Raw genomic sequence first — 25783 nt, forward strand, 5'->3', positions numbered from 1 at the left:
ATGTCATTCCCGCGAAAGCGGGAATCCAAAAAAAAAAGCGAGATAAATCGAGCTTTTAATTTTAAAAACTTACCGGGTATGTACCTTATTTATTACTGGATTCCCGCTTTCGCGGGAATGACATGAAACCGCTGTGTCAATCGAACAAAAAAGCTTTTTACGTTTGCTAAACTTTTTTATACTTTCTTGCCAAGCTTGCTCTCGGATTTCTTGAAAAGAAAGAGTAGTATTTTTGTTGTAATCAGCGAGTGAGCTGCTAAGTTCAAGCATAGATTTATTATTACTCTATATGTAATCTATCATTCAAAAGTTTACATTTTTAAATTATATTGATAAATTTATTATATTACTACTTTCAATATAAGTAAATAAATTATTTAAGGAGTACACATTATGACAAAACCGGTTTATATAACTCATGCGAAAAGGACGGCTTTCGGCTCGTTTATGGGTAGCCTTAGTACAACAGCTGCACCTATGCTTGCTGCTCATTTAATAAAGGATATATTGCAAAATAGCAAAATCGATCCTGCTTTGGTAAATGAGGTAATACTTGGGCAAGTAATAATAGGCGGTAGCGGACAGAATCCGGCGAGGCAAACTCTGATTCATGCGGGGATACCGAAAGAAGTGCCGGGTTATACGATTAATAAAGTATGTGGCTCAGGTCTTAAAAGCGTAGCACTTGCAGCAAATTCTATTATGACCGGTGATAATGAAATAGTTATAGCAGGTGGGCAGGAGAATATGTCGCTCGGTATGCACGGTAGCTATATCAGAGCAGGAGCTAAATTCGGCGATATTAAAATGGTTGATCTAATGCAGTATGACGGACTAACTGATGTATTTTCAGGAGTATTTATGGGAATTACTGCCGAAAATATCTCGAAACAGTTTAATATTAGCAGACAAGAGCAGGACGAATTCGCCTTAAGCTCTCATAAAAAAGCAGCTAAAGCACAGCTAGCAGGAATTTTTAAAGATGAAATCTTACCTATTGAAGTAACGATTAAAAAAACTACTAGTTTGTTTGAACATGATGAAACGGTAAGACCTGATACCAGCCTTGAAATCTTAAGTAAATTACGTCCTGCTTTTGATAAAAACGGTGTAGTTACTGCCGGTAATGCTTCTTCAATTAATGACGGTGCGGCATGTCTTATGGTAGTTTCCGAAGAAGCTTTGAAAAAGCATAATTTGATGCCGCTAGCTCGAATTGTTTCTTATGCTTCAGCCGGTGTTGATCCAAGTATTATGGGTACTGCCCCCGTTCCTGCCTCCCAAAAGGCTTTAAGTAAAGCAGGTTGGAGCGTTAATGATTTGGAAGTTATAGAGGTTAATGAGGCGTTTGCTGCTCAAAGTATTTATGTAAACCGTGAAATGAAATGGGATATGGATAAGGTTAACATAAATGGCGGTGCAATAGCAATCGGGCATCCGATCGGGGCAAGCGGCGGACGTGTTATTATTACTTTAATACACAGCTTGCGAAGAGCTAAAGCTAAAAAAGGCTTAGTCACTTTATGTATCGGTGGCGGTATGGGTATGGCTATGTGTGTTGAATCGGTTTAAATGTGCATTTAATCGCCAGTGAATTATTTAATAATTCGCTATTCGTATATTTTACTATGCACGTTAAAGAGGAAGGCTATATTCATCTGAATTGACTATAATTCATTGTAATATATATCCGATCTAATATCTCTACAGCCTAATAATGCATCGTTACAGTGTGTTATTGTACTTATAAACTCATGAAATGTAGAAAAATTAGAGAATACCTCCGGTTCATAACTCTCCAAATAATTTTCTGCTTCTTCTATATTATTACAAACACGCTTTAGCTTTTGACCAAAATATTTAGGAATATTCCCTAAATTTTTTGCCCAACTCCATACCATAAAATAGTTAGGATTAAAATCAGTAGGATCTATAAGAGGAGTTAGTTTAAAATGCTTCAATAAATTAGAAAAGTTATTTATGAGTTTATGAGAGGCTAACGCTTCATTGGGTACGTAATTCTCATCATCAAATTTATGAAATATTTTTAATCTTTTTAGGCATATAGGTATCTCTTTTGCAAGTTCCACATAACGAGAAGATGGAAATTGTGTATTATAAAAGGTATAAGTTTGATTGATTTTAAGCCATTCCTGGTCATTATTTATTATTTGTGCATCTTCCATCATTCCCATCAATTAAACAAGACAATATATAACTTAAGGTAGCTAGTTGCATGCTTGGTGACCAGTTTATAGGATTCCAAGAAGACCAAATGCTAGACACTATATATTTAATAATTTCCTTATTATTTTGCATTTATTATATCCTGTTTGGGTTAAGGAAATATATTAAATGAATTTGTAAAAGATAATAAAGTTTTATTAAAAATCATTAATAATTTAGCGATAATTGTGTTAATTATACACATCTTTATATGCTGTAAGTAGTAACATTAAAAAGTTGTTTACTTCTTCTAGTTTCATACTTAGGATATTTCTATTTTAAGTGTAAACTTCTTTTTATGTACAATCAATCCGATGAACAAATCAAATCTATTTTAGATGTATGGAAGATTATTGAAGTACTGACTCCCAATAAAAACGAAAATTTAAATAGATATTTTGAAATTATTAGAGAACATACCGATAAAAAAGGCAGCTTTAGTTGCAAACTAGATAAGAAAGAAACGCTTTTTTTCTTAAAAGATGCTCCGTTTGAAAAACTTGATAAAACAAAACTCGGTATTAATCTTGAGGAAAACGAAGTAGCGGTTCATTGGCATATTTATCTTGGTTATTTAAAATGGTCGGAAGCTGAAATCGATCTTTTAAAGAAAATCCAAAATATAACCGAGTTAGATCAAGAATTCTTAAATGATTACAATAATAATCAAGATCGTCAAGAGCAGCCGACAATTACACCGATTGCAGGACTTACTATCGATGAGAAGGGGCAATATGTTGAAGGATCGATGGTTATTTCTACTGCTGCTTATGCTCTTGGCAAAATCATGAAAGATGATTTCCAAGAAAAAGAATTAAAAGATTTAGCAAATTTTGTAGATAATAACAACAATCTAATAGAGGAAGTATTTTCAGAAAGCAAAAAAATATATTCTAAGGATATTCTTGATTTTAAAATGATTAATCTTATGATTGATCTTTTAGTACAGAAGTTAGAAATTGATGAAAAATATTTATTTAATCGTACTGAAATATGCGTAAGAAGAGTTACCTCGCATAAAAAGAAAAAAGATAAAACGGTAATTTATAATTTTGCTGCTCCTTCTTTAGAAATGTTTAATAGTTTTTTTCTAAGACCGTTAGATTTTATACGAAGTAATAGCAAAAATATTGAACCGGAATCAACAGTTGCAAAATATCTCGGTAAAGAAAATAAACCGGATTCCATAGATGTTTTAGGGCATCAAGAAAGCCTACAAAAACTGTTATCTCCATTTATGATGCAACCGGCACGTTGGTGTTCCTCACCGAATCACTCTCTTGCTGCTCTGCAAGCTGCTGCAATTAATTTGATATTACCCTCTTTTTCAGGAAAGCTTTTTGCCGTTAACGGTCCACCGGGTACAGGTAAAACCACTATACTTTTTGATCTTATAGCAAATATCTATGTAGATCGTGCTTCATCTTTAGCACTTTTAGAAGATCCTAAAAGTGGTTTTCAAAATAAAAGATCTTCCTTCCATACACCGAATTTTGATTATCATATTAATTCTTTAAAACCGGAATTACAAACTTACGGGATGGTTGTAGCATCATCCAATAACAATACTGTTGAAAATATATCCAAAGAAATATCGTTATATAGCAAAATAGATAAGCTATATCATAAAGATTTAAGTTATTTTAAACAACTTTTAGATGATGAAGATAAAAATAATAATTGGGGTATATTTGCTGCCGCTTTAAGTAACCGAAAGAATAAAAAGAAATTTATAAATAAGTTTTGGAAATATAAAGATGAAGAAGAGAGGGATGATAAGGAAGATAAGGATAATGAAAATTATACGATGCTGCAATATCTTAATCTGCTAGTTAATAATAAATGCAAAGACAAAGCCCCTGCATATTTTAAACCTGAATATTGTAATTCTATAGATGAAACTAATAATGAATGGCAAGAAGCATGTGCTGATTTTCACAATTTATACATTGAAATTCATGAAGTCTATGAGAATATTGCATCAGTTATTGAACTTAATAAAAAGAAAAGAGAGTTAATTAAGGAAGAGGATTTAGGAGCGGAATATGCAGAAAAAAAAGAAGAGCAAAATGAGTTAGAATTAGAGCTTGATTATAAAAGCTCTAAAATGCTTGAAATTGATTGCGAAATAAAATTATTAAATTTTGGTTTTTTTGAAAAAATTCATGCATTTTTTAAAACCGCAAAATACAATTCTTTCTATGAGCAAAAACGGGATTTAATTAAGCTAAAAAATAAATTTTCAGAAGAAATTGATCAGATAAAAACTGATATTAAGAATATTAAAGCTGAAATTAAGAAAATTGAAGCTTCTGTAAAAGAAATAAAACAGCTTAACCACGATATAAGTTTGGCTGTTTTAAGTTTAAAAGATAAATATTTCAATATTAAGGATTTTGAAGAAGATGTATTTTGGAAAAATTGGCAAGAAAATTTTGAAGATTTAAACAAAGTCACTCCTTACTTTGATAAAGAATTTGAAAAATTAAGATCAAAATTATTCATAAGTGCTGTAAGATTACATGAGATATTTATAAATGCCAATGCTGATAATTTTTGGCATAGTCTGAAGTATTTTGTTGATATGGCAATGCATTCGTCAGGCGATCCTAAAATGAATGAGATTGCTTGGCAAAATTTCTTTATGATAATACCTGTTGTGTCTACAACTTTTCATTCTTTTGATAGAATGTTTGCAGCAGTCGGTCATAATGAAATTCCTTGGTTATTTATTGATGAAGCAGGGCAAATACCACCGCAATATGCAGCTAGTGCTATTTATAAATCAAACAAAGTTGTAGTAGTCGGCGATCCATTGCAAACAGAACCTATTTCTATATTAAAGCAAGATTTAATCAAAAAACTATGCGAGCATTTTAAGGTTTCATATCCTGATTTTTGCTACCTCTGACTGTAAATCGGATATTAGAAATATTTTAGGTATTTCAAAATGGATAAATGTAAAAGATAATAAGGTTCAACGTTATAAATATGAATCAGAAGCCGAATCCCAAAAATTACTAGAGTTACTGAAGCAAATTTTAAAAGAAAAAGACGGTGCTAATTTACTAAAACAAATTTACATTATTACAATGTATAAAGATTACAGCGAATCTATTCGCAGAAAATTGAACGAAATATATGACGATTCAAGATTTGAGAAAATAATTAAAGAATTTGGATATAAAAATATCGGTACTATTCATGCATTTCAAGGTAAAGAAAATGATACGGTAATAGTACTACTAGGAGCTCAGCATCCTCTTGATAAAGGGGCAAGAAATATAATGACAAAAAAACCGAATGTGTTAAACGTCGGTATTAGCAGAGCTAAAAATAACCTTTATATTGTTGGAAATTCTGAGATTTGGCTGAAACATAAATATATGAAAGAAATCTATAATATGCTTGGTGATAAAGAGTAGACCACCCAATAGATGGTCTGCTATACTCTTCTGCTTTTAAGAATTACTGGCTCTGGATATATAAGTGTGTAAATTCTAAAATAGGCATTAAATTCGCCCATCAAATTTTATCAAAAAGTGAGCCATGGCCTCTCCCCAATTTTGGATAGGCATATTCCATTTTCGTGCAATATAGTCAATTGTCAAGTACAAAGTCTTAAATACAGAGTCGTCGTTAGGAAAACCCCTTTTGTTATTAGTAACCTTGCGTAATTGACTATTTAAACCTTCGATTGCATTGGTTGTATAAATGATACGCCTAATCACTTCTGGGTATTGTAAAAAAATTATCAAATTCTGCCAATTATTTTGCCATGATTTTGCAATATGTGGGTACTGTTTGCCCCATTTCATATCAAAATCAGATAAGGCAGTAAGTGCTTCATCCTCAGTGATAGAGCTGTATACTAGCTTCAAATCTGCTGCAAGTTCTTTACGGTCTTTATAGCTTACATATGACAAACTATTTCTGATTTGATGTACAATGCACAGCTGATGCTCAGTTTGTGGATATACTGCAGATATCGCCTCACTCATGCCCGTTAGATTATCGCTACAAGCAATTAAGATATCTTTTAATCCCCTGTCTTTCATTTCAGTAAAATTATTTAACCAAATTTAGCTCCCTCATTCTCGCTAATACACAAGCCTAAAATATCTTTCCTTCCGGTTAAATCTACACCTAAAGCTACATATACTGCCTTATTGATAATTCTCTTATCTTGACGTACTTTAACTATAAGTGCATCAAAATATACTATAGCATATATGGCTTCCAGAGGCCTATTCTGCCAACTCCTGACCTCATCCATAACATTATCGGTAACCCGACTAATAAGGCTTTCACTGTTCTCTGCACCATATAGCTCATGAATCTGAATCTTAATGTCAGAGAGGCTCATCCCTTTAGCATATAAGGATAATATCTTCTGATCTAATCCATCAATCCTAGTCTGACGCTTTGGCACTAGTACAGGAGAAAATTCAGCATTTCTATCACGTGGTACTTCAAGTTCCAATACTCCACCTTCAGTAATTAGGCTTTTTTTGCATACACCATTTCTACTATTGTCAGTCTCTATCCTGCCATATTTGTTATAGACAAGATGCTCATCCATCTCAGCTTTTAAGGCTCTTTCAAATATATTTTTAGTTAACTGCTTTAATATCCCGTCTTTGGCAAAAAAACTCGTTAAATCAGTATCTTTATCTATTAGCAAATCTACTGCTTGTTTTATCTTCTCTTGGTTACTGTTACTCATGTTATTCCTGATAAATTATATTATTGTTAATATAACCTATCCTAGAAATTTACACACTTAGTGAGACAGCACCGAATTACTCTTTCATTTTACTTCAAAGTATACTGCTTGAATAAGAACTTTTCTGAATTCAGCTTGGTTATTTTAGGGGGTTTAGCACCAATTTGCTGTATTATTTTTGCTGCTGTTTTTGTTCCAAATTGTCCGCATTTTTCTAAATCATAATTATTTAAAAAACCATATAAGAATCCAGCTGCAAATTGATCTCCAGCCCCAGTAGTGTCAGTAATATATTTAATATTATATGCAGGAATATAAATTTTCTGATCACGATATATGATGTGAGCACCATTTTTGTTATCTGTAACGACAAAAATAGTATCATATTTTTGTAAATTATTAACTACTTCATCCCAGTTTGTATTTTTAAAAAGTGCATAAATTTGTTCTCTATCAGAGAAAATAATATCTATTTCTTTTATTAAGTCTGACCATTTTTTTTGATATTTTTTTACTTGCTCGTAACTTCCAAAAGTAAAGGCTGTAATTACCTCATTATTTTTTGCAATATGTAGAAATTCCTTAAGTGCATCGTCGTCACCGTCTTCATGCCATAAATACCCTTCTAAAAGTATTATTTTATAATCTTTGATAATTTTATAATCTAAAGGAGGTAAATCTCGTGATATTCCGGGGTAGGCAAGCATAGTACGCTCTCCATCAGGAGAAATAATAATATTAACAACGCCTGTTTCTTTAGAACTATTAACTTTTCTTATTAAACTATATATTCTATAGCTTCGATATACTGTTTTCCTAGATTATCATATGCGACTGACCCTAAAAAACTAACTCTAGTTCCCAAATTTGCTAGACCAGCAGCGGTATTATTTACACTACCTCCTAGTTGCTTGCTAATTGATTTTAAATCCCTTGAGATTTTTGCAGCTATGTCTTTAGAAATTACTACCGACTCCCCCTTTGGTACTTTAACTGATTTAAGATATTGCAAGTGCTTTTCTTCATCATCAAATTTATAGATAATATCATATACTGCTTGCCCTACTGCTAATATGTCATTTTTTTTACTTTGCCATTGGTGATTTTCGCGTTTATCTATTACGGCATAGCTAGTATGCGATAATAATAAAAAACTTAATATAAAACATATATTTTTTAGCATCGATATCCCTATTTACTATAATAAAAACTTATATTTAGTTAGATAATATTAACTATTTCTTAGAAATTTTCTATATATTTATTAATATTTAATTTAAGATAATGATAAAAACTATATTTTTTATTTCAAGCTAGGTTTCGTGAAGAAAAATGTGAATTTTTAAATTTTGTATTTGTGAATCTAAATTTGAAAGGCGGAAAACTTGATTACTCCTTGGCTTTTCAGAGTTGACAGGGAGCGTGGTACGTTATGCGAACCTTTAACGAGTTTAGATTAGCCTTAGTTTAGGCTACACTTAAGCCTTTTTATACATTAGTACCAGCTCCAAATATTTAGTTTAAATATATTTTGCTACATCATATCCCATACTCATTAAGCCGGCTAAAATAAGCCCCTCATCATTATTATTAATTGCTTCTTGGATTAAATCAGGGCTTAGTTTACTATCTACGGCAGTTTGTAGTAATTTCGTATGATTCAAAAGCGGGTTGTCATATATTATTTCTTTTACTGCAAATGTAATTACATTAGTGGATTCGTTTATTTCTTGAAGCATTATTGCATCAATTTTCTTCTTTAAATCTATAACTGTTCCTCTAGTGATTTTGCCGTTTATAAGTTTTTCCATCCAGTTTGTTATTTGTTCTATACTAACATTATTTTCTAAAGTTTGTACTTTACTGGATATTTCCTTTATTTGTGTTTGTATCACTGCACTATCTTTAGTGTCAGCAATCTCTAACTTCGTAATTATTTTTTTTACTATGTCGTTAAATATATTTAACTTCTTTTGAGCTTGTTTTTCTACCATTTCTTTAACTTCATCTTCTAAATCTATAACTACTCCTTCGGTAATTTCGTTTCCTATAAGCTCTTTTATACTTTTAGTTATATTTATTATATCGTTTTTATCTGTTAGCTTCTGAATCTTATTAACTATTCTATATAAGCTATTCTCTATTATGGGTTTGTCTACTTCATCAATATTGCTATCTTGTAAGTCAAAAATTATCTTGCCGATTATTTGGTAAATATCTTCTTCCTCTTCAATAATAAGTTTTTCTTCCTCGTTCTTATATGTATTTGTTTTATTGATTTGATTATTTAGCTCATTTACTCTTAAATTTAATAAGTCATATATTTTTTTTAAATTATTTTGTATAACTAAATTTAATACTGTTTCACCTTTATTACTAACATGATGAATAGCTTGAATAGTCATTCTAGGTATTAGTAACTCACTTACCTTTTCTAAGCCGTTCCATACAGCTAAGGTTAATGCTGTATCACCGCCATTAGTGATATGATTAATAGTTTGATCCGGCATTCTTGAAATTAGTTGCAAGCATACCTCGCTTAAACCTTTCCATGCAGCACAAGTTAGGGCTGTAGTACCGTAAGTTTTGGTAATAGTATTAATGGCTTGATCGGTCATTTTGGGAATTAGTTGTAGGCATACTTTACTTAAGCCTTTACTAGCAGCCAAAGTTAAAGCCGTATTGCCGTTATCATCAATTTTGCTAAGCGTATCGCTATTTAGCTCTTTAACTAACTTTTCTGCTTCTGCTGCTTTATTATCTCTTATTGCTGAAATTAGTTGATTATATTTTAACTCATCAAGCTTTAGGCTCTGCTGCTGTTTTTCTTGTTTTTTTTCTGTGGCTGCTTTATTAGCTAAATTATCTTTTTTATTCGTCAATAAATCACATATATTTTTAAAACCATTTTTTGTAGCTAAGCTTAAAGCTGTGTCGCCATTCTTATTAACATGATTAATAGCCTGGTCAGTCATTTTAGGGATTAGTTGCAAACATACATCGCCTAAGCCTTTACTTGCAGCCCAAGCTAATGCCGTATCTCCTGTATTAGTAGCTTTACTTAATTCAGTAATATCCATAGTGGCAATTAATTTCTGTGCTTCTGCCGTATTTTTTGCTTTTATCACCTCTATTAGTTTTTTATATGTATGTTGAAATTGTCCTTTAAACATAATTATATCCTTATTAAATTCTATAAATTTTAATATTTCGTTAAAAATGAGCTTATAGACAGAATCATAATAAGGAGCTTTAAGAAAGCAATAGAAATTTAACTAGAAGTGTGAATAAATGAATTAGGATTGATTTAAGGAATCTATGAATATATAGAGGATTAGAGGAAATAATAGAGAGCTTTAATAAATAGTAATAATTACAATTACTAATTTACTATATTAGTTAATTATTTTAAATAATCAGTTACTACATTTGAAGTAAATTTAAAAACAATAAAAAATACTAATAATTTTAGTATTTTTAACTGAATCCTGTGGTCAAGCCCATAGTACCGGACAATTTCTATTCTATGTCATTCCCGCGTAGGCGGGAATCCAGGGTAAAGCGAGATAAATCGAGCTTTAAATTTCAAAAATTTGCTGTATTTATAATTTTTTTCTGGATTCCCGCCTACGCGGGAATGACAGTAGCAGCTCAAATTGTTTAACTAAGTCAGTCATAATTTAACCACTTAAATAATATCTCAACTACTAAGCAATAATTATTATATAATAATTATTGTAAGTTGAGTATTTAGGTGTTATAATATCTATGTGGGTTCGTCCTTTCCCACCAATGAGCTGAAGAGGTCGTTTACTGCGTAGCGGGATACGGTCTTTTTCCTTTATTGAGCATAGGACTTGCTCTATGGGTATAAACTCTATTTCTTTGATTCTAAAACCCTCCTGAAGTCCAAGAACTGTATTTATAAATTCCTTTAATCTCTCTAAATCTCGAAAGATTTTTTTAAACAAACTATCATTCGTTTTTTGGTGTATAATTGCTAATCATATATAAACCATATTAAACTTAAGGCTACAGGAGATAAATCTTGTATCTATATAGTTTTTTCTACTTTTTACTACAAACAATATGTTTATTAAGTTTTTACAAATTTTAGGTTGTAATCAAAAGCTGAAATAGCTAGGCTATTTTAATAAACAGAATTTAACTATTGTAAGAGGTAAAAAATGAAAGAACAAAAATTATTTATAAATTATATAAATCAACACTATACAATAAAAATTTTTGGTTTTGTTCCTAACAGTAGTTTTCAAAAGAAAATAGAGCCATTCTGTATATTTAATAATGAATCTTTTGGATTATCATACGTACCTATCACCGAAACTCTACAATTCAGATTAACAAGAAATTTCTTCGTAAAACTAGATCTAGAACCCATAAATGCTAGAGAAAATATTAATATATTAAATGCCCTTTCATGCGATGCTCAAAATCAATGGTATGAAGCAAAAGATGGCGAGGTGGTTAGTGTTCATTATGCTAACTTACAAGAAATAAAAGAATTAAGAGAGTTAGTAGAAAATGGTAAAGTTAAATTATCATCTCATGATAAAACAGAAACACTTGAGCTTATAGCTCAATATGAGCAAACCTATCCAGACTTAATTAAATTAATGGGTGAAGAAGATGATATTATATAATCTTAAATAGTTAAAGTTTTTAATAAAATTTAAAAAGGTAAGGTATGAAAAGACATTTTACATGTAAATCTAATTTCCTTGTTAAATAAAGGAAATAAGGCGATAATTTGTATTCTCTAACCTAAATTTGAAAGGCGGAAACCTTGATTACTCCTTGGCTTTCCCGGAAGTTAAACTACAAGAATTGGCTAACTGTCCAGACGCTGGCGGGAGCATGGTACGTTATGCGAACCTTTAACGAGTTTAGATTAGCCTTAGTTTAGGTTCTGTGGACATCTCTAAAAAGATTTAATTCCTGCTATTTTTTGCTGCAAATTATAAGATTTTTTTTGAAATATGAATAACTATTCCTTCAAAAATCTTATTAATTTTCGCTAAAAAATACCTCAGAATAGGAAATCAATTAGAAATGTCCACAGAACCTAGGCTACGCTTAAGTTTTGTTATGTCTACTTTGAAAACTATTAATTTTAAAATATGGTTTATTACCCATATAAATATATGGACATTTATTATAAAACAAACTATTATTAAATTAATAATTATAGGTTAAAAATGTCTTGCTCTTTTGAATGGGATGAAGAAAAAAATAAAATTAATATAAGGAAGCATAACGTAAGTTTTTATGAAGCCCAAGAAGCTTTTCTACTTTTCTAGATATGAATAGGATAATTTTAGAAGATATAGACCATAGTATTCTCAAGAAAAGATATTTTTGTTTAGGTCAAGTTGATGGTAATATTTTAACAGTCCGTTTTATGTTTCGAGATAATCATATAAGAATTTTTGGAGCAGGATACTGGCGTAAAGGTAAGGGAATTTATGAGCAAGAGAATAAAATACACTGATGGGGAAATAGGGGAAGTAAAAATAGTAAAAGATTTCTTACCACATCCTAGAGAACTGTTGTTAAAAGATGATTCTGTAAAAGTAACCATTTCTTTAAGTAAAGAGAGCGTAGAATTCTTTAAATCAGAAGCAGCAACTGCACATGTTCCTTATCAAAAAATGATTAGGATGTTACTAGATAAATATATTAAGCATTATAAAGAAAATAAAAGAGCATAGAGCTGGCGGAGAGAGAGGGATTCGAACCCTCGATACGGTATGACCCGTATAACGGTTTAGCAAACCGCCGCCTTCGGCCACTCGGCCATCTCTCCGGTTATGGCTTAACTTTATATCATCTAAATTATAAAATTTCTAGAATTATTTTAGAATTTTTATTATTGATTTAAATATTATTCATAATCATTTTCTGATAATGCAGAATTGCCAATAATCAAAGATTTCGTATCAAAGCCTGGTAGCCCTTTAAAGTCCATATGCCAATAACTAGGTAAGCCATCCCAGCTTCGGTAATATTCAACATATTTGTAAAAACGTTCAGTCTCTGTTTCTATAGTTTTAATATTTGTATTATCGTTACAAATATTAAAAAGTTGTTCGGTTATGTAATAAATAGATTTAATATCGTTTTTATATTTACATATCAGGATTCTATAATTTTGGTTCGCTTGTTTAGGTTCAAATTATAAGAGTCTGAAATTAACAATTTTACAAAACCATCTTTATTGTTGCAAATATTAAAAAGCTGCAGGGCTACGGGATAAACGGATTCAATATCATTTTTATATTCGTCTATTAAGTATTTTATAATTTCGACTCGTTTGTTTAAGCTAAGGTTTATAGAATCAGAAATTAATAATTCTACAAAATCCTCATTATCGCTACAAATGCTACATAGTATTTCTGAATGTTCTTCGCTAAGATTATTAAATAATTTCTGATATTTAACTAAAAATCTATTCCAAGTTATTGCTTCGATATTTATAAAGTTCTTATAGTTTTTTGGTTGGCATTCAGTATTATATTTTTGTGATGGTACTATAAAGTTGAGGTTATCTAAATTTTGATGAAAATTTTGTAGTTCTTCAAAATGTGCAGCCATAAAAATGATCGTATACTGAGTAATAGCAGAATCTACAAAATAAAATTGATAAATGAATTTGATTATATTTGATATATCTGCTACTACACTCGCTGTCTAGTTTTCTAATATCATTTACTATATCATCTATATATGTTAACTCTTCATTCTTGTGTTCTTCATATTTAATATTTAAATCCTCAAATGTAATAATTTTACCTTTAGCTATTTTATCTGTTATTATATATTTTTGAATTATAGGTTCTTCATAATTAGCGATAATGTAAATTTCTGGATTATATATATCTTTGAAATTATTTCGCAGCATATTTTTTACTGCTTTTACCGTATTTTGATTTAGATAATCAAGCTCTAGCATGTGAATATTGGTAAGTAGTAAACTTGCATTATCTTTTTTATAAAAAGGAACAACATACCATGGATACTCACCTTCTTTAATGTATCCTTTAATAAGAGCAATTTTTCTATAACATTCTTCTTTTAAAAATGTATCATTAGTATCTGTTAAAGCTAACTTTTCAAGTTCCGTTATTACCTTATTTAAATAGCTCCGCCAATCACTAGTTAATAATTCTAGCAATTGCTTAAAAAAACTAAAACTAATTTTCATATAATAATAATATTAAGTTAATTTAAAAACTTTATATACTCTGCTGCTTTCAAGAATTGCTTTTTTCTTTTATCAAGGATTCGCATCCTCACCTATTTAAGTATAGGCTGCGGGTGCTCACCTCTCAAAATAAAATGAGGGTTCTTGAAATCATTTGAGTATAAATCAGAAGTTATGATAGAGTGTCTAAAAAATTCTGTAGTTCTTCTAAATTACTTATATTACTTAACTTATATGGATAATTAATTTTTCGGAGCATATTTGTTAATACGCTTCCGGCACCTATTTCTACTATATGAGTTATATCTAAGGTATTAAATAGTTCTAAAGTTTCACGCCATCTAACTCGTCCGCATATTTGAAGAATTAAATTTTGTTTGATTTCTGTAGGATTTAGAGTAGGTTTTGCAGTATAATTTTGGATTACTGGTATCAAAGGCTTATTAATTACAATTTTATCAAGAGCTACTCGCATTTTTTCTTCTGCCGGCTTCATTAAGCTACAATGAAATGGAGCACTGACTTTCAGTTTTATCGCTTTATAGCCTAAATCTTTAATTATGCTAATAGCATGATCTATAGCTGTGGTCTTGCCGCTAATAACTATTTGTCCTTCGATGTTATCATTGGCAATTTGGCATAAATTTATTTTGTTTATATCTTCTAATATTTCTTCAAGTTTTTTAAGTGGAATATTGATACAAGCTGCCATGCTTCCCTCACCTTCGGGACATGCTTCTTGCATAGATGTACTACGTATATGCAGTAGTTTTGCTGCTGTCTCAAGACTAATACTTTCAGTGCTACATAAAGCACTATATTCACCTAGCGAATGACCGGCAGCATAATTGCAAAGACTATCCAAACTTTTACCGGTTTCAGCTTTGATAATATTTATTATTGCCATAGATACTGCCATTAATGCCGGCTGTGCGTTGGTAGTTAGGGTTAGTTCCTCGGAAGTGCCGTTAAAAATTATGTCGGTAAGTTTTCGATTTAGTGCTTCATCAACGATTTGAAAAGTTTCTTTGGCGGGTTTAAAATTATCATAAAAATCTTTTCCCATGCCGATCAATTGCGACCCTTGACCGGGGAAGATAAAAGCTGTTTTCATATTTGGTATTATCGATTGAGTTTATTAATAGATTTTATTAAAATTTTCTAAAATAGTCAAATTATTTTAAGCATTTTAAAACTGTTTTTCAATTGCTACGCTACATATAATTTTTACAAAAGTATTAATTTTTCTTAGCTCTATAACTTGATTACTTCCAACTAGTACTATAAATTAAACTAAGAAAATATAAACAAGGAAATTAGTTATGAAGTTAAAAGAATATTTTAAAAAGTTAGAAAGTACAGCTTTTGGTCCGTGGCTTGCTGCATTTAAAAGATTATTTACAGAAAAGGAATTAGAAGAGGAAATAGCGAATATAAAAATACAATAGAGCATGAAATTTCAAGAGTTAACCAATATAAAGAGAATATACGTTTGGTATTTACTCTAATTACCAATATTCAATTAGAAAAATTTGCAGAATTTATCTCTAATTTACCGAAAAAACATAGTGAATTTAAGAATTATTTTCATAGTGAAGAACAAAAAGACGGGTTTTTTAAAGAAGATGCTTATAAAAAAGTTTTTAATAAAGGTAAATTAGTTGAAAAATTTCAAAACTCACATAAATATAATTATGAAAAAATAGAACAAAATGTTCATGAATTACAAGCTTATTTAGGTTCATATGAATATAAGTGTGATATTCCTAAATCTGATTTATTAGGTCATGATTATTACTATAATGCATAAATTATTATGCTATCTGAAGTAGCGGTTTCAATAAAATCTTATTAATTTTCTTATGACAATATTTAAACACAAATGATTTAAATTTAAGATATAGGAGTTAAATTGAAATAAAAAATATTTAAGTTGAAATTTAAATAAATGTTACTACTATTATGTAGTGTAAACTAAATTCTATGAAATTTATAATGTTTGATCAGTTAAATATCTTATATCCTCTGTTAATAAGTATTTTTATTTTTCTTGTTGTAGTCGTTATTTCTAAAATAACAAGGTATAAAAAAACCTTAAAAGAAAAAAATTTAAGTATTATTCAATTTTATCTAGATAAAAAATTTCTTCATAATCATTTGAATAAAAACCTTAAAAGCCCTAGAACTGAGAATTATGCTAATTTTTTTTTAGAAAATATAAAATCTTATTTTAAATTAGATGATATAAGAGTAATTTCGCAGAAAGAGCTAGAAAGTGATCAGGAGCTCAGTAGTTTATTTAAAGAAAAGTTAGAAGAAGTTGCTGCATCTTTTTTAGATGAAACAAAAAAAGATATAACAGCTTTGTATGAGGTGCTGCATGCTAATAAAGAGTCGCAGGATCAAGAAGAACATAGATTATATATATATTTACCGCCTGATCAAATAAAGAAGCAAGATGCCAAAAAACTTATTTATGTAAAATCTCCTTATAAATTTACTAAGGAAGAAATTGAAACACTGGATATTTATATACATTTAGTGCAGTTATTTAATACTAGTTCGGAGTAAGCTAGGAAGTAATTGCTAAAAGCGGGAATAATATTAAGGGCATTTTCCGAGCCATGCAGCCGTTCTTTGACAATAGCTAATTGACTTTTTTAAAAAATTAATTAAAATCTTCCGCAAGAGTAGCAGTAACGTTATTCTGGGGTTTCAAAGCCTCACTCCTAAGCGGTATTATCAGCCGTATAAATGGTATAATCCTCGACTTCATCACACGGTCGGGGAGATAATAGCTATGTACAGAGCTTAAAGCAATGCTTTAAGCTTAAAGGCTATTGTAGCTGTCTTATGCGGTTCTTTGAACTCCCCGCCACCAAGGGATTATTTCTCTTTGGTGGTTGAAACTTGAGCAATTTAAGTTTGGGAGCATTTAAGTGTCAAATCAAGATAAAAAAAGCATTTACGATATAGTATTAGATTCTACTGAAAAAGAGATAAACATGCTAAAAGATGAAATTGCATTTTTATTAAAAAATCCTGTCACAAAAGAAGATATAGAGAGAATCGAGCAACGTTTAGGAGAGTTGGAAAGCCGAATAATGACTTAATAAGGCATTGCTAACTAAAGAGAGATGATAATAAAAAAACTCGATGTCATCCCGTGATTTATTCACGGGATCCAAAAAAATACCTAAATATCTAGTATTTTTAGTTGTTTTCCTGGATACCGTGGTCAAGCCACGGTATGACATCTCTCTTTAGTTAGCAATGCCCTTAATAAAGCAGCTGTTAATCAAAAGTTTGCTTGGCTATTTCATACCAACAATTTTCAGGAGCGGCTGCTTTATTACTAAAACCGCATATAATCAGCCTGTCTTTAGCTCTTGTCATTGCAACATAGAGTAGTCTTATATACTCCTGTAAATCTTTTAACTTTTCAGCTTCTTTTAGTTCTTGTAGGAACTCCGGTGTATCTACAATATTGGCAGAAAAAAACATTTCCCCTTTATCGTCCCAAATAAATTTATTGCTACTTACCGGCAAAGTAGTAGAATCGCATAATATAACAATAGGAGCTTCAAGTCCTTTAGAGCCGTGGACGGTCATTACTCTTATTTTATCTGAATGCTCCATATCACGTTTGATGTAGATATCGTTATTCTCAAACCAAGCAATGAATCCTTGCAGTGAATTATCTATATCATTTGCATAGTTTTTGCTTAATGTTAATAGCTCATTTATCATATTATCATCGTAAATTTCTCGTAAATTTAGATTATTCACTACTAAATCAAAGAAATTCTCAACAGTCGATATTTTATAAATTTCAATTAGGGAATTTAACTTAGCGTATATTTCTTCACAAGCAGATAGATTATCCCATAAACTATTATCGGTTTTATTTACAAGAAGTTTGTATAATTGCTCTTCGTTCATGCCGATAATCGGCGATTTTAGTAAGCCGGCAAGGTTTAAATCATCGTCAGATAATAACACAAATTTAGCTATCGAGATTAAATCCATTATCGTTAGATTTTCTTTAATGTTAATTCTATCGCTTATCTCAACTTTAAGCTTAGCTTTGCTAAGTTCTTTTATCAGATTATTACTAAATTCATCTCGTTTTCGTACTAATATCATGAAATCTTTTTCAGATATTCTGCTTGCGGTAGAGGGTAAAATTTCTTTGCTTTTTATTTGTTCTTGTATAAAATTTATGATTTTTTCTATGAGTAAATCAGCGGCGGATTTAGAATTTTCATAATCTTCAGGCAATGCCCAAAAAAGCTCTTCTTGTTTTTTGCTTGTTATTAACGGCCAAACCGTTATAGAGCCTTGATGTGTACGAAATGAGGATATTAAAGGATTATTTGAAAGGAATAAATTCGGGTAATTGGATTTTATATTTTTCAAAACATTATGAGTAAATTGTAAAATCTCTGCACATGATCTATAAGAATATTCAAGAGTGATATTTTTGAATTTCTTATTGGCACTTGTAAACTTTGCTTTTAGGCACTCATTTACTAAGCTGAAATTATGAAGATCAGCCCCTTGAAAACTGAAGATAGATTGTTTATCGTCACCAACTATGAAAATTGTCATCCCGCGAGCTTGTAGCGGGATCCAGTCTTTTTTTATTTTTTTCTGGATACCGTGGAGGGGCCACGGTATGACATTTTGTTGTCTATCTACCGCATTAAACTCTGTTATTAAAGTGGTGATAATATTCCATTGCTGGGGGCTTGTGTCTTGTGCTTCATCGACAAGAATATGATTTATTTCACTCTCCAGCTTATTTAGCAACCATTCATGTGTAGTTTTATTATTCAGTAATTTCTCGGTGTAATAAATTAAATCATCGTAATCGAGTAAATTATTTTCTTCTTTATATGAATCGTATTTTTTTAAAATAATATGAGCAAGTTTAGTAAGTAAGTTCGTATGATATTCTAGCTCCTCTATGCGACGCAACTCATCCAAACGGTAAATTTCAGAGATAATTTTTTCTAGCTCTAACAATAATTTAGGATATTTTCTTGTTAATTCTTTCGATAAAAGGCTTTTACGTTTTTTTCCGTCTTTGGTAAAAAAGATTTCTTTCGGTTCTATTTCCAAATCATATTCTGCAAATAAGTTTTTCACCTTATCGTAAATATTATTTAATTCCCCTAACGCTAATCTTTTATTAGATATTTCTTTAGGAATTTGCTTATTTATAAATAACTTTTTGAATTTAATTTTCTGCTCGATTATCTCGGTAAAAATATCTTGCAGAGTTATTTCATGAAAGCGGTTAAGTAAAATTTTAATTAAGTCATTATGCTCATCACTTAAGTAGATTTCATTTCTGATATTTAGGAAGATATCCTGTAATTTAGTTTCTTCAAGAATCTTAAATTCCGGTGTGATACCTGCTTCTAAAGGAAAAGTGTTAAGGATTTTTTGACAAAACGCATGAATTGTATAGATATTTAAAGGCTCGTTGCTATTTAGGATTTTATCGTATAAAGTTTTTGCGTTTTCTATTTCTTGTGGTAGCGGCTTATTGCCGCTCATTAAGAAGAGTTCATTTTCTAATTTTTCTGCATCACAAAGAGAAAGATGTTTAAGTTTACTATTAATTCTTGCTTGCATCTCTATAGAAGCAGCATTAGTAAAAGTAAGGCATAAAATATTTGTAGGTTCTACGCCCATTATTAACAGACGTAAAAATCGATCGGTTAGGATTTTGGTTTTACCGGTACCGGCAGATGCCGATACCCAAACGGAATAATTAGGATCAGATGCTTGTTGTTGTAGATTGCTCATTTATAAATCTTTATTGTATAGTTATTATGTCATTCCCGCGGAAGCGGGAATCCAGTGCTTTAAGACTTTTTAAAATCTCGATTTATCTCGCTTTACCCTAGATTCCCGCTTCCGCGGGAATGACATAGATGACCTACGAAGAAATAACATTACGCTTATAAACAATATAAATCACTATTAAAGAAATAGCGAGACCAAACCAAGTTAGGGCATATTCTAAATGGTCATTTCTGATTGCTGCTAAATGATTTATTGAAAGAGGTAATAAAATATCTAGATTGCTAATATCTTTTCCTTCCGCAATAATATAAAAATCCTCTAGATTTAATTCTAAGGTTTGGGATGCTTCTTTTAAATCTAAAGTTAGCCACACATTATTTTTTATATCATTAGCAGGTAAGTAGCTACGAGTTTTTTCAGACGGCATAGTAACACCGATAATCTCGTGCTGCTGGTCGTTTGTAGCTTGCGTGATAATATTTTTATTGCGATTACTAAACCAACCTCGTGCTACTAAAATAACTTTATCTTCTATAGTTTTAAAAGGAGTAACTAAATAATATCCGTCTTTTTCACTCGACATTGACCTTCTACCATATAAATATATGTCTTTATTAGGCAAAAATTGACCGGTAATTTTTACTTTGTGATAAGGTAAATTGTCTTGAATTTCTGCTAAATTAATTGCTGGTGAGGTGAGGTTAGCTTGCATAGAAGCTAGAAATAATTTCTTTTCTTTTAAACGACTAAGCTGCCAAAAGCCTAAAGAGATGAGTATTATAAAAGTTATAAGTACAAGGAAGTTTGTTTTCATAGGTAAGTTTTAAGGGAATTGTTGTTAAAAAAGCCTGTGGTGTCATGCCGTGGCTTGACCACGGCATCCATAAAAATAAAAAAACTGGATACCGTGGTCAAGTCACGGTATGACACCGGACGTATTTTTAGATCCACGCAACAAAGCCCCGCGGGAATGACATTAATTAAGCCGGTATTAAAATCTTATTTATGAACTCTTTATGTTTTTGCAGCTCTTCTTTTGTAGGTTTAATAACAATAGTAGCTTGCTCTGTTTTGTTATTTACTTGATTAGTTGCTAAATTATTTATTCCGGCAGATTTATCAGCCATTTTAAAAGCGGATTGTCTACCACCCGTTAGTTCCACATATACTTCTGCAAGTAATGCCGCATCTTTCAAAGCCCCGTGAAGCTGCCTACCTAAATTATCAACTTTAAATCTTTTACATAATGCGTCAAGATTATATTTTGAGCCTGGAAACATACTTCTAGCCATAACTAGAGTATCTATAGCATTGGACAGTTCTAAAAGTTTGATTTCCGCTCTTTTTAATAATGATAATTCATGATTTAGAAATTTAATATCGAACGGAGCATTATGAATAATAAGTTTGCTATCTGAAATAAACTCTAAAAAATCATCGGCTATTGTATGAAATAGAGGCTTGTCTTTTAAAAATTCGCCGGATATGCCATGAATTCTATAAGCCTCAAACGGCATATCTCGCTCAGGATTAATATAAAAATGAAAATTCCTGCCTGTTAATACCTTATTCACCATCTCAATTGCACCGATTTCGACGATTCGGTGACCTTGTCGTGGGTCAAGTCCCGTAGTTTCGGTATCTAAAATTATCTCTCTTAAACTCGACATTTCCAATCCTTTATTAGTCTTTTAAAATCGTCATTGCGAGCGGGTATTGTTGCGTGGATACCAAAATCGTCATTGCGAGGAGCGAAGCTTTGCTGCAATCCAGCAAAATAATTAAAAAAATTCTATAAATCAGAATTTTTAACTGGATTGCTTCGTCGAATTACTACGTAATTCTTTTCGCAATGACGACTGGGGGGCTACGCAACAATGCCTACGCGGGAATGACATAAGTGCCATGCAACAAGACAACATTTTCTCGCTAATAGCGAGAATTACCTTGCTTTCAAATCCTTTATTAGTTTCTCTATTTGTTTTTCCAAGTCTAACATATAAACTCCGCTATTTATAGCAAAATCTGCTTTTGCTATTTTGCTCTCTTGTGATAGTTGAATTTCTTTGATTTTATTATTGATTTCTATATCAAATGAAGATCTCGTTATCGCTCTTTGCATTCTTATTTCTTCAGAGCAGTATATTGTTACGACAAAATCAAAATATTTATCAAATTTAGCTTCATAAAGCAACGGTATTTCGGCAAAGCCAAATTTGGAATTAGCATTTTCTTTTTTAAATAAAATCAGTTTATCTATTAGTAATGGGTAAATAAAATTTTGTAGTTTTTCTCTAGCTAGGTCGTTATTGTAGATTAAATTACTGATTTTTCCGATATTGAAAGATTCAAGTTCAGGAAGTAATTTTAAGATTTGAGTTTGCACGCTTAAATCTTGATATAATTCTTTTATACATCTATCGGCACAAAAAGTTTTATATCCTTTTTCTGCTAAATAATCCAAAATAAAAGTTTTCCCCGATGCATAGCTACCGGTAATACCTATTGCTAACATTTTGTTATAAAAATTTTATGTTCATTAGCGAGTTTTATAGTTAATTCTTCTTCGACTATAATTACGTTATTTTTCTGAATCGCTACTCCTTTGTAATTATATTTAGCAAGATTCTTTATAGTATCAGGACCAATTGTTGGCATATCTAGTCTATTATCTTGACCTAATTTCGGTATTTTTACTAGCACTCCTCCATAAGGATTTTTACGTAAATCTGCACATCTCGCTATTAAATTATCCGTCCCTTCAGCAGCCTCTATACCAAGTATGTAACCATTTTCAACTATAACCGATTGTGCAATATCGAATGAACTTAAATGATTCAACAATTTTACTCCAAGCTCAATATCATTTTTATCTGAATTCGTAAGGGTGGTATCAGTTATAATATTGGAGTTACCTTGTTGATTTTTATATATTTCATTACTTGAAATTACTTTAAAACCATAGCTTTCAAAAAAATCTGCTACTATTTTTAGCAAATTATCATCTCCTCGAATTTTTTGCCCAACTATTTTGAAAAGCAATAAACCGCCTATTTTATCTACGGATAAATTTTTAAAATTCGGTCTATTAACTCCGCCGATAAAAATAATATTTTTTACCTCATTATCCTTAAAATATTTTATAGCTTCACCAATCATACCGATTTTTAAAATCTTATATTCAAAATCTTTAATTTGATCTATATCAGCTTCGTCTTTAATCGCCGCTATATAACACTTGCCGCCTTGCTTTGTATAGTTACTTGCTATTAAGTAAGGTAATGAACCTCTGCCTGCAATAATTCCAAGATTTGGTAGCATGATTAAGTTTTTAATTTTGAATTCTAAAAATTTATTATAAGTCCATTTTTAATATAAATCTAGAATTCTTATTTGACCTTTACATTTTAATCAAATTAAGGCATAATATTTGGTGCTAATATAGCTATAGTAATAAACGTAATTTAGAATAGAGGTTGCGGACTCGGGGGCAGTACCCGACGCCTCCACCAAAACTTTCTAAATAACTTGCTTCTAAAGGTAATTTGTACGTCGATCCGGTACTCGAATTCTCACGTACCAAGTGTACGCTGCGGTTCTGCGTTCCGTGTCTTCTTCAAATTCCTCTTTATTAGCGGCGTCATTTAGAAAAGTTTAAATATATAATAAAGAGTAGACAATACGAAGATTAACTTCAAAAAGAGCAAGGAGTTCACAAGGCGAGGAGTGAAGCGTATACTTAATACGTGAGCACCGCAGCTCTTGTAGAACGACGTAGCCAATTTTTGAAGTTCATCGAGTATTTTATGGGGGCGAAATAGGATCGACGTACCTAATAAAAAGATTGCTTTTACTCGGGATGATTCCGCCGATGGCTTTTGCCATATGGGTCAAAACAAAGAAACGCAAACGATAATAATCGTAACGTAGGTGCAGCTTTAGCAGCTTAATCCTACGCGGCTGGGGGTTTGCCGGGCAACAGAAAAACCCCACATAACTCATATACCTATTTTTATTTTTTTCGTATGAATATTGAATATAAAAAATTTGTGAATGAATATATGCTAGAATTTGTGAAAAAAATTCTAACTAAGATTCAGCATGAAAATTTATATTGGGATCAGTTAATATACATATCGTACAGAACCGATAACCCTGCGGTAATTTTACCTTCAAAAGTTAAACAGGCATATCCAAAACAGATAACAATAGTACTTCAATATCAGTTTGAAAATTTAATAGTAAATGATACCGGTTTTTCCTTAACGGTAAGTTTTGACGGTGTTAAAGAAATAATTTACGTACCTTTTGATGCACTTATTAGCTTTGTTGATTCCAATAATAATTACAGCCTAACTTTTAATCAGTCGTTAAATATACAAGAAAATCACCAACATGAAGAGGAAATAAGTAGTAATAAAAGTTATAAAACTTCATTATCTCCAAATCCAAATGTTATAATGTTAGATAAGTTTCGTAACTCTTCTAAACCTAAACCTAGTTAATGCCCATATATGGATTCAAAAGTAGTTATATATACTGATGGTGCATGTGCAGGTAATCCCGGTCCCGGAGGATGGGGAGCTTTGCTTCAATTTAATGATACTAGCAAAGAAATATTTGGGTATGAGTTGGATACGACTAATAATCGTATGGAAATTACGGCAGCACTTGAAGCATTAAGGATTTTAAAAAAATCTTGTAATGTTGAGATTTATACCGATAGTAAATATTTGCAACAGGGAATTACCGCTTGGATTCATAATTGGATAAAAAATAATTGGTGTAAAAGCAACAATGAACCCGTTAAAAATGCCGATTTATGGCAAAAATTATACGCAGAATTGAGTAAACATACTATTATTTGGAAATGGGTAAAAGGTCATGCAAATAATAGCGGTAATATTGCTGCCGATAAACTTGCAGTGCAAGGAAGAGAAACTGCTATAGAAATTTTAAAATGTCGTGGATAGATAAGTTTTTTATTACTTTTTTTCACAAAAAAGTAGGAGAAGATGAATTTTTGAATCAATATTATGAAAGCCGTAATATTGATTATTTAGGGCGTCCAAGGAGGTTTGTTATTTATAAGAATGTAAATGAACCTACAAAAATTCCGCCGAGTTGGCACGCTTGGTTACATCATTTAGTAAATGAGATACCGAAAAATATTCAGCTTTTCCCGTGGCAAAAGAATAATAAAATAGTTAAAAAGCCGCCTAAAACATCAAATCTTAAATATAGTAGATGGCAACCGTAATTAATTAATAAAATATAAAAAAACAATGAAACAGAACATTATTGAAACAATTATCGGCTTTGTAGTATTAATTATTGCTTTGCTATTTTTGATTTTTGCCTACAAAACAGGTAGTTCTATAACTAGCTCAAAAGGTTATCAGTTAACTGCTAATTTTCAGAGTGCAGAGGGTATAGCAGTTGGAAGCGACGTAATGATCTCAGGTATAAAAATAGGTAGTGTAAAGAAAATTACTTTAGATCCGAATAGCTTTTATGCAAGTGTATGTCTAAATATTAATGATGATGTTAAAATACCTAAAGATTCTAAAGCCCAAGTAGTCACCAGCGGGTTACTTGGAGGTAAATATATTTCAATTGTACCTGGTAATGATGATGAAAATTTAGCGGCTAATGAAGAGATAAGATATACTCAATCAGCAATTAATATTGAATCATTAATTAATAAAATTGTTTCTTCATTCGGTAGTAAGTAGTATAGTACCGGACATTCTTTAAAAAGATCTTGATGTCATCCTAGCTAAAAGTAGGGT

28 protein-coding genes, 1 tRNA gene, 1 other RNA gene and 2 pseudogenes are annotated in these 25783 nt (G+C 30.9%); 17 read left to right on the forward strand and 15 right to left on the reverse strand.

The window, feature by feature from the left end:
• Entirely contained in the window at positions 1–126 is a 126-nt protein-coding gene (locus tag AC5587_RS00940) for a hypothetical protein (RefSeq protein ID WP_499162558.1), read from the forward strand.
• A gap of 267 nt (positions 127–393) precedes the next feature.
• Positions 394–1572, forward strand: coding sequence for an acetyl-CoA C-acetyltransferase (locus AC5587_RS00945; protein ID WP_499162559.1), 1179 nt, complete (start codon positions 394–396; stop codon positions 1570–1572).
• Positions 1573–1667: 95 nt separating this feature from the next.
• Here the strand turns inward: AC5587_RS00945 and AC5587_RS00950 are convergent, their stop codons facing one another.
• Positions 1668–2189, reverse strand: coding sequence for a hypothetical protein (locus AC5587_RS00950; RefSeq protein ID WP_499162560.1), 522 nt, complete (start codon positions 2187–2189; stop codon positions 1668–1670).
• 2144 nt (positions 2190–4333) lie between these two features.
• Here AC5587_RS00950 and AC5587_RS00955 point away from each other — a divergent pair.
• Both AC5587_RS00955 and AC5587_RS00960 read left to right on the forward strand, forming a co-directional pair.
• Positions 4334–4663 (forward strand): annotated as a pseudogene (locus AC5587_RS00955) (hypothetical protein); the annotation flags it as partial.
• 517 nt (positions 4664–5180) lie between these two features.
• Entirely contained in the window at positions 5181–5651 is a 471-nt protein-coding gene (locus AC5587_RS00960; RefSeq protein ID WP_499162966.1) for an AAA domain-containing protein, read from the forward strand.
• Between the two features lie 87 nt (positions 5652–5738).
• On the opposite strand, the pseudogene AC5587_RS00965 reads toward AC5587_RS00960, so the two are convergent.
• The 4 genes and pseudogenes from AC5587_RS00965 to AC5587_RS00980 all read right to left on the reverse strand — a co-directional run bounded on the left by AC5587_RS00965 (position 5739) and on the right by AC5587_RS00980 (position 10125).
• Positions 5739–6952 (reverse strand): annotated as a pseudogene (locus AC5587_RS00965) (IS256 family transposase).
• An 89-nt stretch (positions 6953–7041) separates the two neighbouring features.
• Positions 7042–7743 (reverse strand): adenosine kinase, encoded by a 702-nt coding sequence (locus tag AC5587_RS00970; protein ID WP_499162967.1) that lies wholly within the window; start codon positions 7741–7743, stop codon positions 7042–7044.
• The gene (locus AC5587_RS00975; RefSeq protein ID WP_499162561.1) at positions 7731–8135 is read right to left on the reverse strand and encodes a PfkB family carbohydrate kinase; all 405 of its coding nucleotides are present in this window, start codon (positions 8133–8135) and stop codon (positions 7731–7733) included. The genes AC5587_RS00970 and AC5587_RS00975 overlap by 13 nt, the downstream gene beginning before the upstream one ends.
• Before the next feature lie 337 nt (positions 8136–8472).
• A complete protein-coding gene (locus tag AC5587_RS00980) occupies positions 8473–10125 on the reverse strand; it encodes an ankyrin repeat domain-containing protein (protein WP_499162562.1) in 1653 nt (550 codons plus the stop codon).
• Between the two features lie 353 nt (positions 10126–10478).
• Between AC5587_RS00980 and AC5587_RS00985 the strand changes: the two genes are divergently transcribed.
• From AC5587_RS00985 to AC5587_RS00995, 3 genes are all read left to right on the forward strand, one after another.
• Complete coding sequence (locus AC5587_RS00985; RefSeq protein ID WP_499162563.1) at positions 10479–10616, forward strand: hypothetical protein; 138 nt, start codon at positions 10479–10481, stop codon at positions 10614–10616.
• Between the two features lie 523 nt (positions 10617–11139).
• A complete protein-coding gene (locus AC5587_RS00990; RefSeq protein WP_499162564.1) occupies positions 11140–11613 on the forward strand; it encodes a hypothetical protein in 474 nt (157 codons plus the stop codon).
• A gap of 822 nt (positions 11614–12435) precedes the next feature.
• A complete protein-coding gene (locus AC5587_RS00995) occupies positions 12436–12681 on the forward strand; it encodes a CopG family transcriptional regulator (protein ID WP_499162565.1) in 246 nt (81 codons plus the stop codon).
• A gap of 3 nt (positions 12682–12684) precedes the next feature.
• Here the strand turns inward: AC5587_RS00995 and AC5587_RS01000 are convergent.
• The 4 genes from AC5587_RS01000 to fabD all read right to left on the reverse strand — a co-directional run bounded on the left by AC5587_RS01000 (position 12685) and on the right by fabD (position 15288).
• Positions 12685–12776: transfer RNA gene (locus AC5587_RS01000), tRNA-Ser, on the reverse strand.
• A 329-nt stretch (positions 12777–13105) separates the two neighbouring features.
• Positions 13106–13564, reverse strand: a complete 459-nt coding sequence (locus AC5587_RS01005; RefSeq protein ID WP_499162566.1) for a hypothetical protein — start codon at positions 13562–13564, stop codon at positions 13106–13108.
• Positions 13548–14174 carry a hypothetical protein gene (locus tag AC5587_RS01010; protein ID WP_499162567.1) on the reverse strand — a complete coding sequence of 209 codons (627 nt, stop codon included), beginning with the start codon at positions 14172–14174 and terminating at the stop codon, positions 13548–13550. The genes AC5587_RS01005 and AC5587_RS01010 overlap by 17 nt, the downstream gene beginning before the upstream one ends.
• Before the next feature lie 172 nt (positions 14175–14346).
• Entirely contained in the window at positions 14347–15288 is a 942-nt protein-coding gene (gene fabD / locus AC5587_RS01015) for an ACP S-malonyltransferase (RefSeq protein WP_499162568.1), read from the reverse strand.
• A 208-nt stretch (positions 15289–15496) separates the two neighbouring features.
• Here fabD and AC5587_RS01020 point away from each other — a divergent pair, with 208 nt between their 5' ends.
• The 5 genes from AC5587_RS01020 to AC5587_RS01040 all read left to right on the forward strand — a co-directional run bounded on the left by AC5587_RS01020 (position 15497) and on the right by AC5587_RS01040 (position 17441).
• Positions 15497–15622: a hypothetical protein gene (locus AC5587_RS01020; protein WP_499162569.1), complete on the forward strand. Its 126-nt coding sequence runs from the start codon at positions 15497–15499 to the stop codon at positions 15620–15622.
• Between the two features lie 44 nt (positions 15623–15666).
• Positions 15667–15984 carry a hypothetical protein gene (locus AC5587_RS01025; RefSeq protein WP_499162570.1) on the forward strand — a complete coding sequence of 106 codons (318 nt, stop codon included), beginning with the start codon at positions 15667–15669 and terminating at the stop codon, positions 15982–15984.
• A 173-nt stretch (positions 15985–16157) separates the two neighbouring features.
• Positions 16158–16745: a hypothetical protein gene (locus tag AC5587_RS01030; protein ID WP_499163048.1), complete on the forward strand. Its 588-nt coding sequence runs from the start codon at positions 16158–16160 to the stop codon at positions 16743–16745.
• A gap of 368 nt (positions 16746–17113) precedes the next feature.
• Complete coding sequence (locus AC5587_RS01035; RefSeq protein WP_410527439.1) at positions 17114–17287, forward strand: hypothetical protein; 174 nt, start codon at positions 17114–17116, stop codon at positions 17285–17287.
• Positions 17288–17330: 43 nt separating this feature from the next.
• Positions 17331–17441: a palindromic element RPE4 domain-containing protein gene (locus tag AC5587_RS01040; protein ID WP_499162571.1), complete on the forward strand. Its 111-nt coding sequence runs from the start codon at positions 17331–17333 to the stop codon at positions 17439–17441.
• A gap of 27 nt (positions 17442–17468) precedes the next feature.
• On the opposite strand, the gene AC5587_RS01045 is transcribed toward AC5587_RS01040, so the two are convergent.
• From AC5587_RS01045 to AC5587_RS01070, 6 genes are all read right to left on the reverse strand, one after another.
• Entirely contained in the window at positions 17469–19991 is a 2523-nt protein-coding gene (locus AC5587_RS01045) for a UvrD-helicase domain-containing protein (protein WP_499162572.1), read from the reverse strand.
• A gap of 133 nt (positions 19992–20124) precedes the next feature.
• Entirely contained in the window at positions 20125–20805 is a 681-nt protein-coding gene (locus AC5587_RS01050) for an SURF1 family protein (RefSeq protein ID WP_499162573.1), read from the reverse strand.
• Complete coding sequence (locus AC5587_RS01055) at positions 20802–20942, reverse strand: palindromic element RPE4 domain-containing protein (RefSeq protein WP_499162574.1); 141 nt, start codon at positions 20940–20942, stop codon at positions 20802–20804. Before AC5587_RS01055 ends, AC5587_RS01050 begins: the two co-directional genes overlap by 4 nt.
• Positions 20943–20971: 29 nt before the next feature.
• A complete protein-coding gene (gene dnaQ / locus AC5587_RS01060) occupies positions 20972–21661 on the reverse strand; it encodes a DNA polymerase III subunit epsilon (protein ID WP_499162575.1) in 690 nt (229 codons plus the stop codon).
• Between the two features lie 272 nt (positions 21662–21933).
• A complete protein-coding gene (coaE, locus tag AC5587_RS01065) occupies positions 21934–22506 on the reverse strand; it encodes a dephospho-CoA kinase (RefSeq protein WP_499162576.1) in 573 nt (190 codons plus the stop codon).
• Complete coding sequence (locus tag AC5587_RS01070) at positions 22500–23312, reverse strand: LpxI family protein (protein ID WP_499162577.1); 813 nt, start codon at positions 23310–23312, stop codon at positions 22500–22502. Before AC5587_RS01070 ends, coaE begins: the two co-directional genes overlap by 7 nt.
• A 74-nt stretch (positions 23313–23386) precedes the next feature.
• Here AC5587_RS01070 and ssrA point away from each other — a divergent pair.
• The 5 genes from ssrA (at position 23387) to mlaD (ending at position 25726) form a co-directional block, all read left to right on the forward strand.
• Positions 23387–23985, forward strand: a transfer-messenger RNA (tmRNA) gene (gene ssrA, locus AC5587_RS01075).
• Between the two features lie 31 nt (positions 23986–24016).
• Positions 24017–24496, forward strand: a complete 480-nt coding sequence (locus AC5587_RS01080; protein WP_499162578.1) for a ClpXP protease specificity-enhancing factor SspB — start codon at positions 24017–24019, stop codon at positions 24494–24496.
• Between the two features lie 9 nt (positions 24497–24505).
• A complete protein-coding gene (gene rnhA / locus AC5587_RS01085) occupies positions 24506–24964 on the forward strand; it encodes a ribonuclease HI (protein WP_011270532.1) in 459 nt (152 codons plus the stop codon).
• Entirely contained in the window at positions 24952–25251 is a 300-nt protein-coding gene (locus AC5587_RS01090; RefSeq protein ID WP_011270533.1) for an NADH-ubiquinone oxidoreductase subunit NDUFA12 family protein, read from the forward strand. The genes rnhA and AC5587_RS01090 overlap by 13 nt, the downstream gene beginning before the upstream one ends.
• A gap of 25 nt (positions 25252–25276) precedes the next feature.
• Positions 25277–25726, forward strand: coding sequence for an outer membrane lipid asymmetry maintenance protein MlaD (gene mlaD, locus AC5587_RS01095; protein ID WP_499162579.1), 450 nt, complete (start codon positions 25277–25279; stop codon positions 25724–25726).
• Positions 25727–25783: the final 57 nt, after the last annotated feature.

The sequence above is a fragment of the Rickettsia endosymbiont of Hedychridium roseum genome, assembly GCF_964028255.1.
Lineage (GTDB): Bacteria > Pseudomonadota > Alphaproteobacteria > Rickettsiales > Rickettsiaceae > Rickettsia > Rickettsia asembonensis.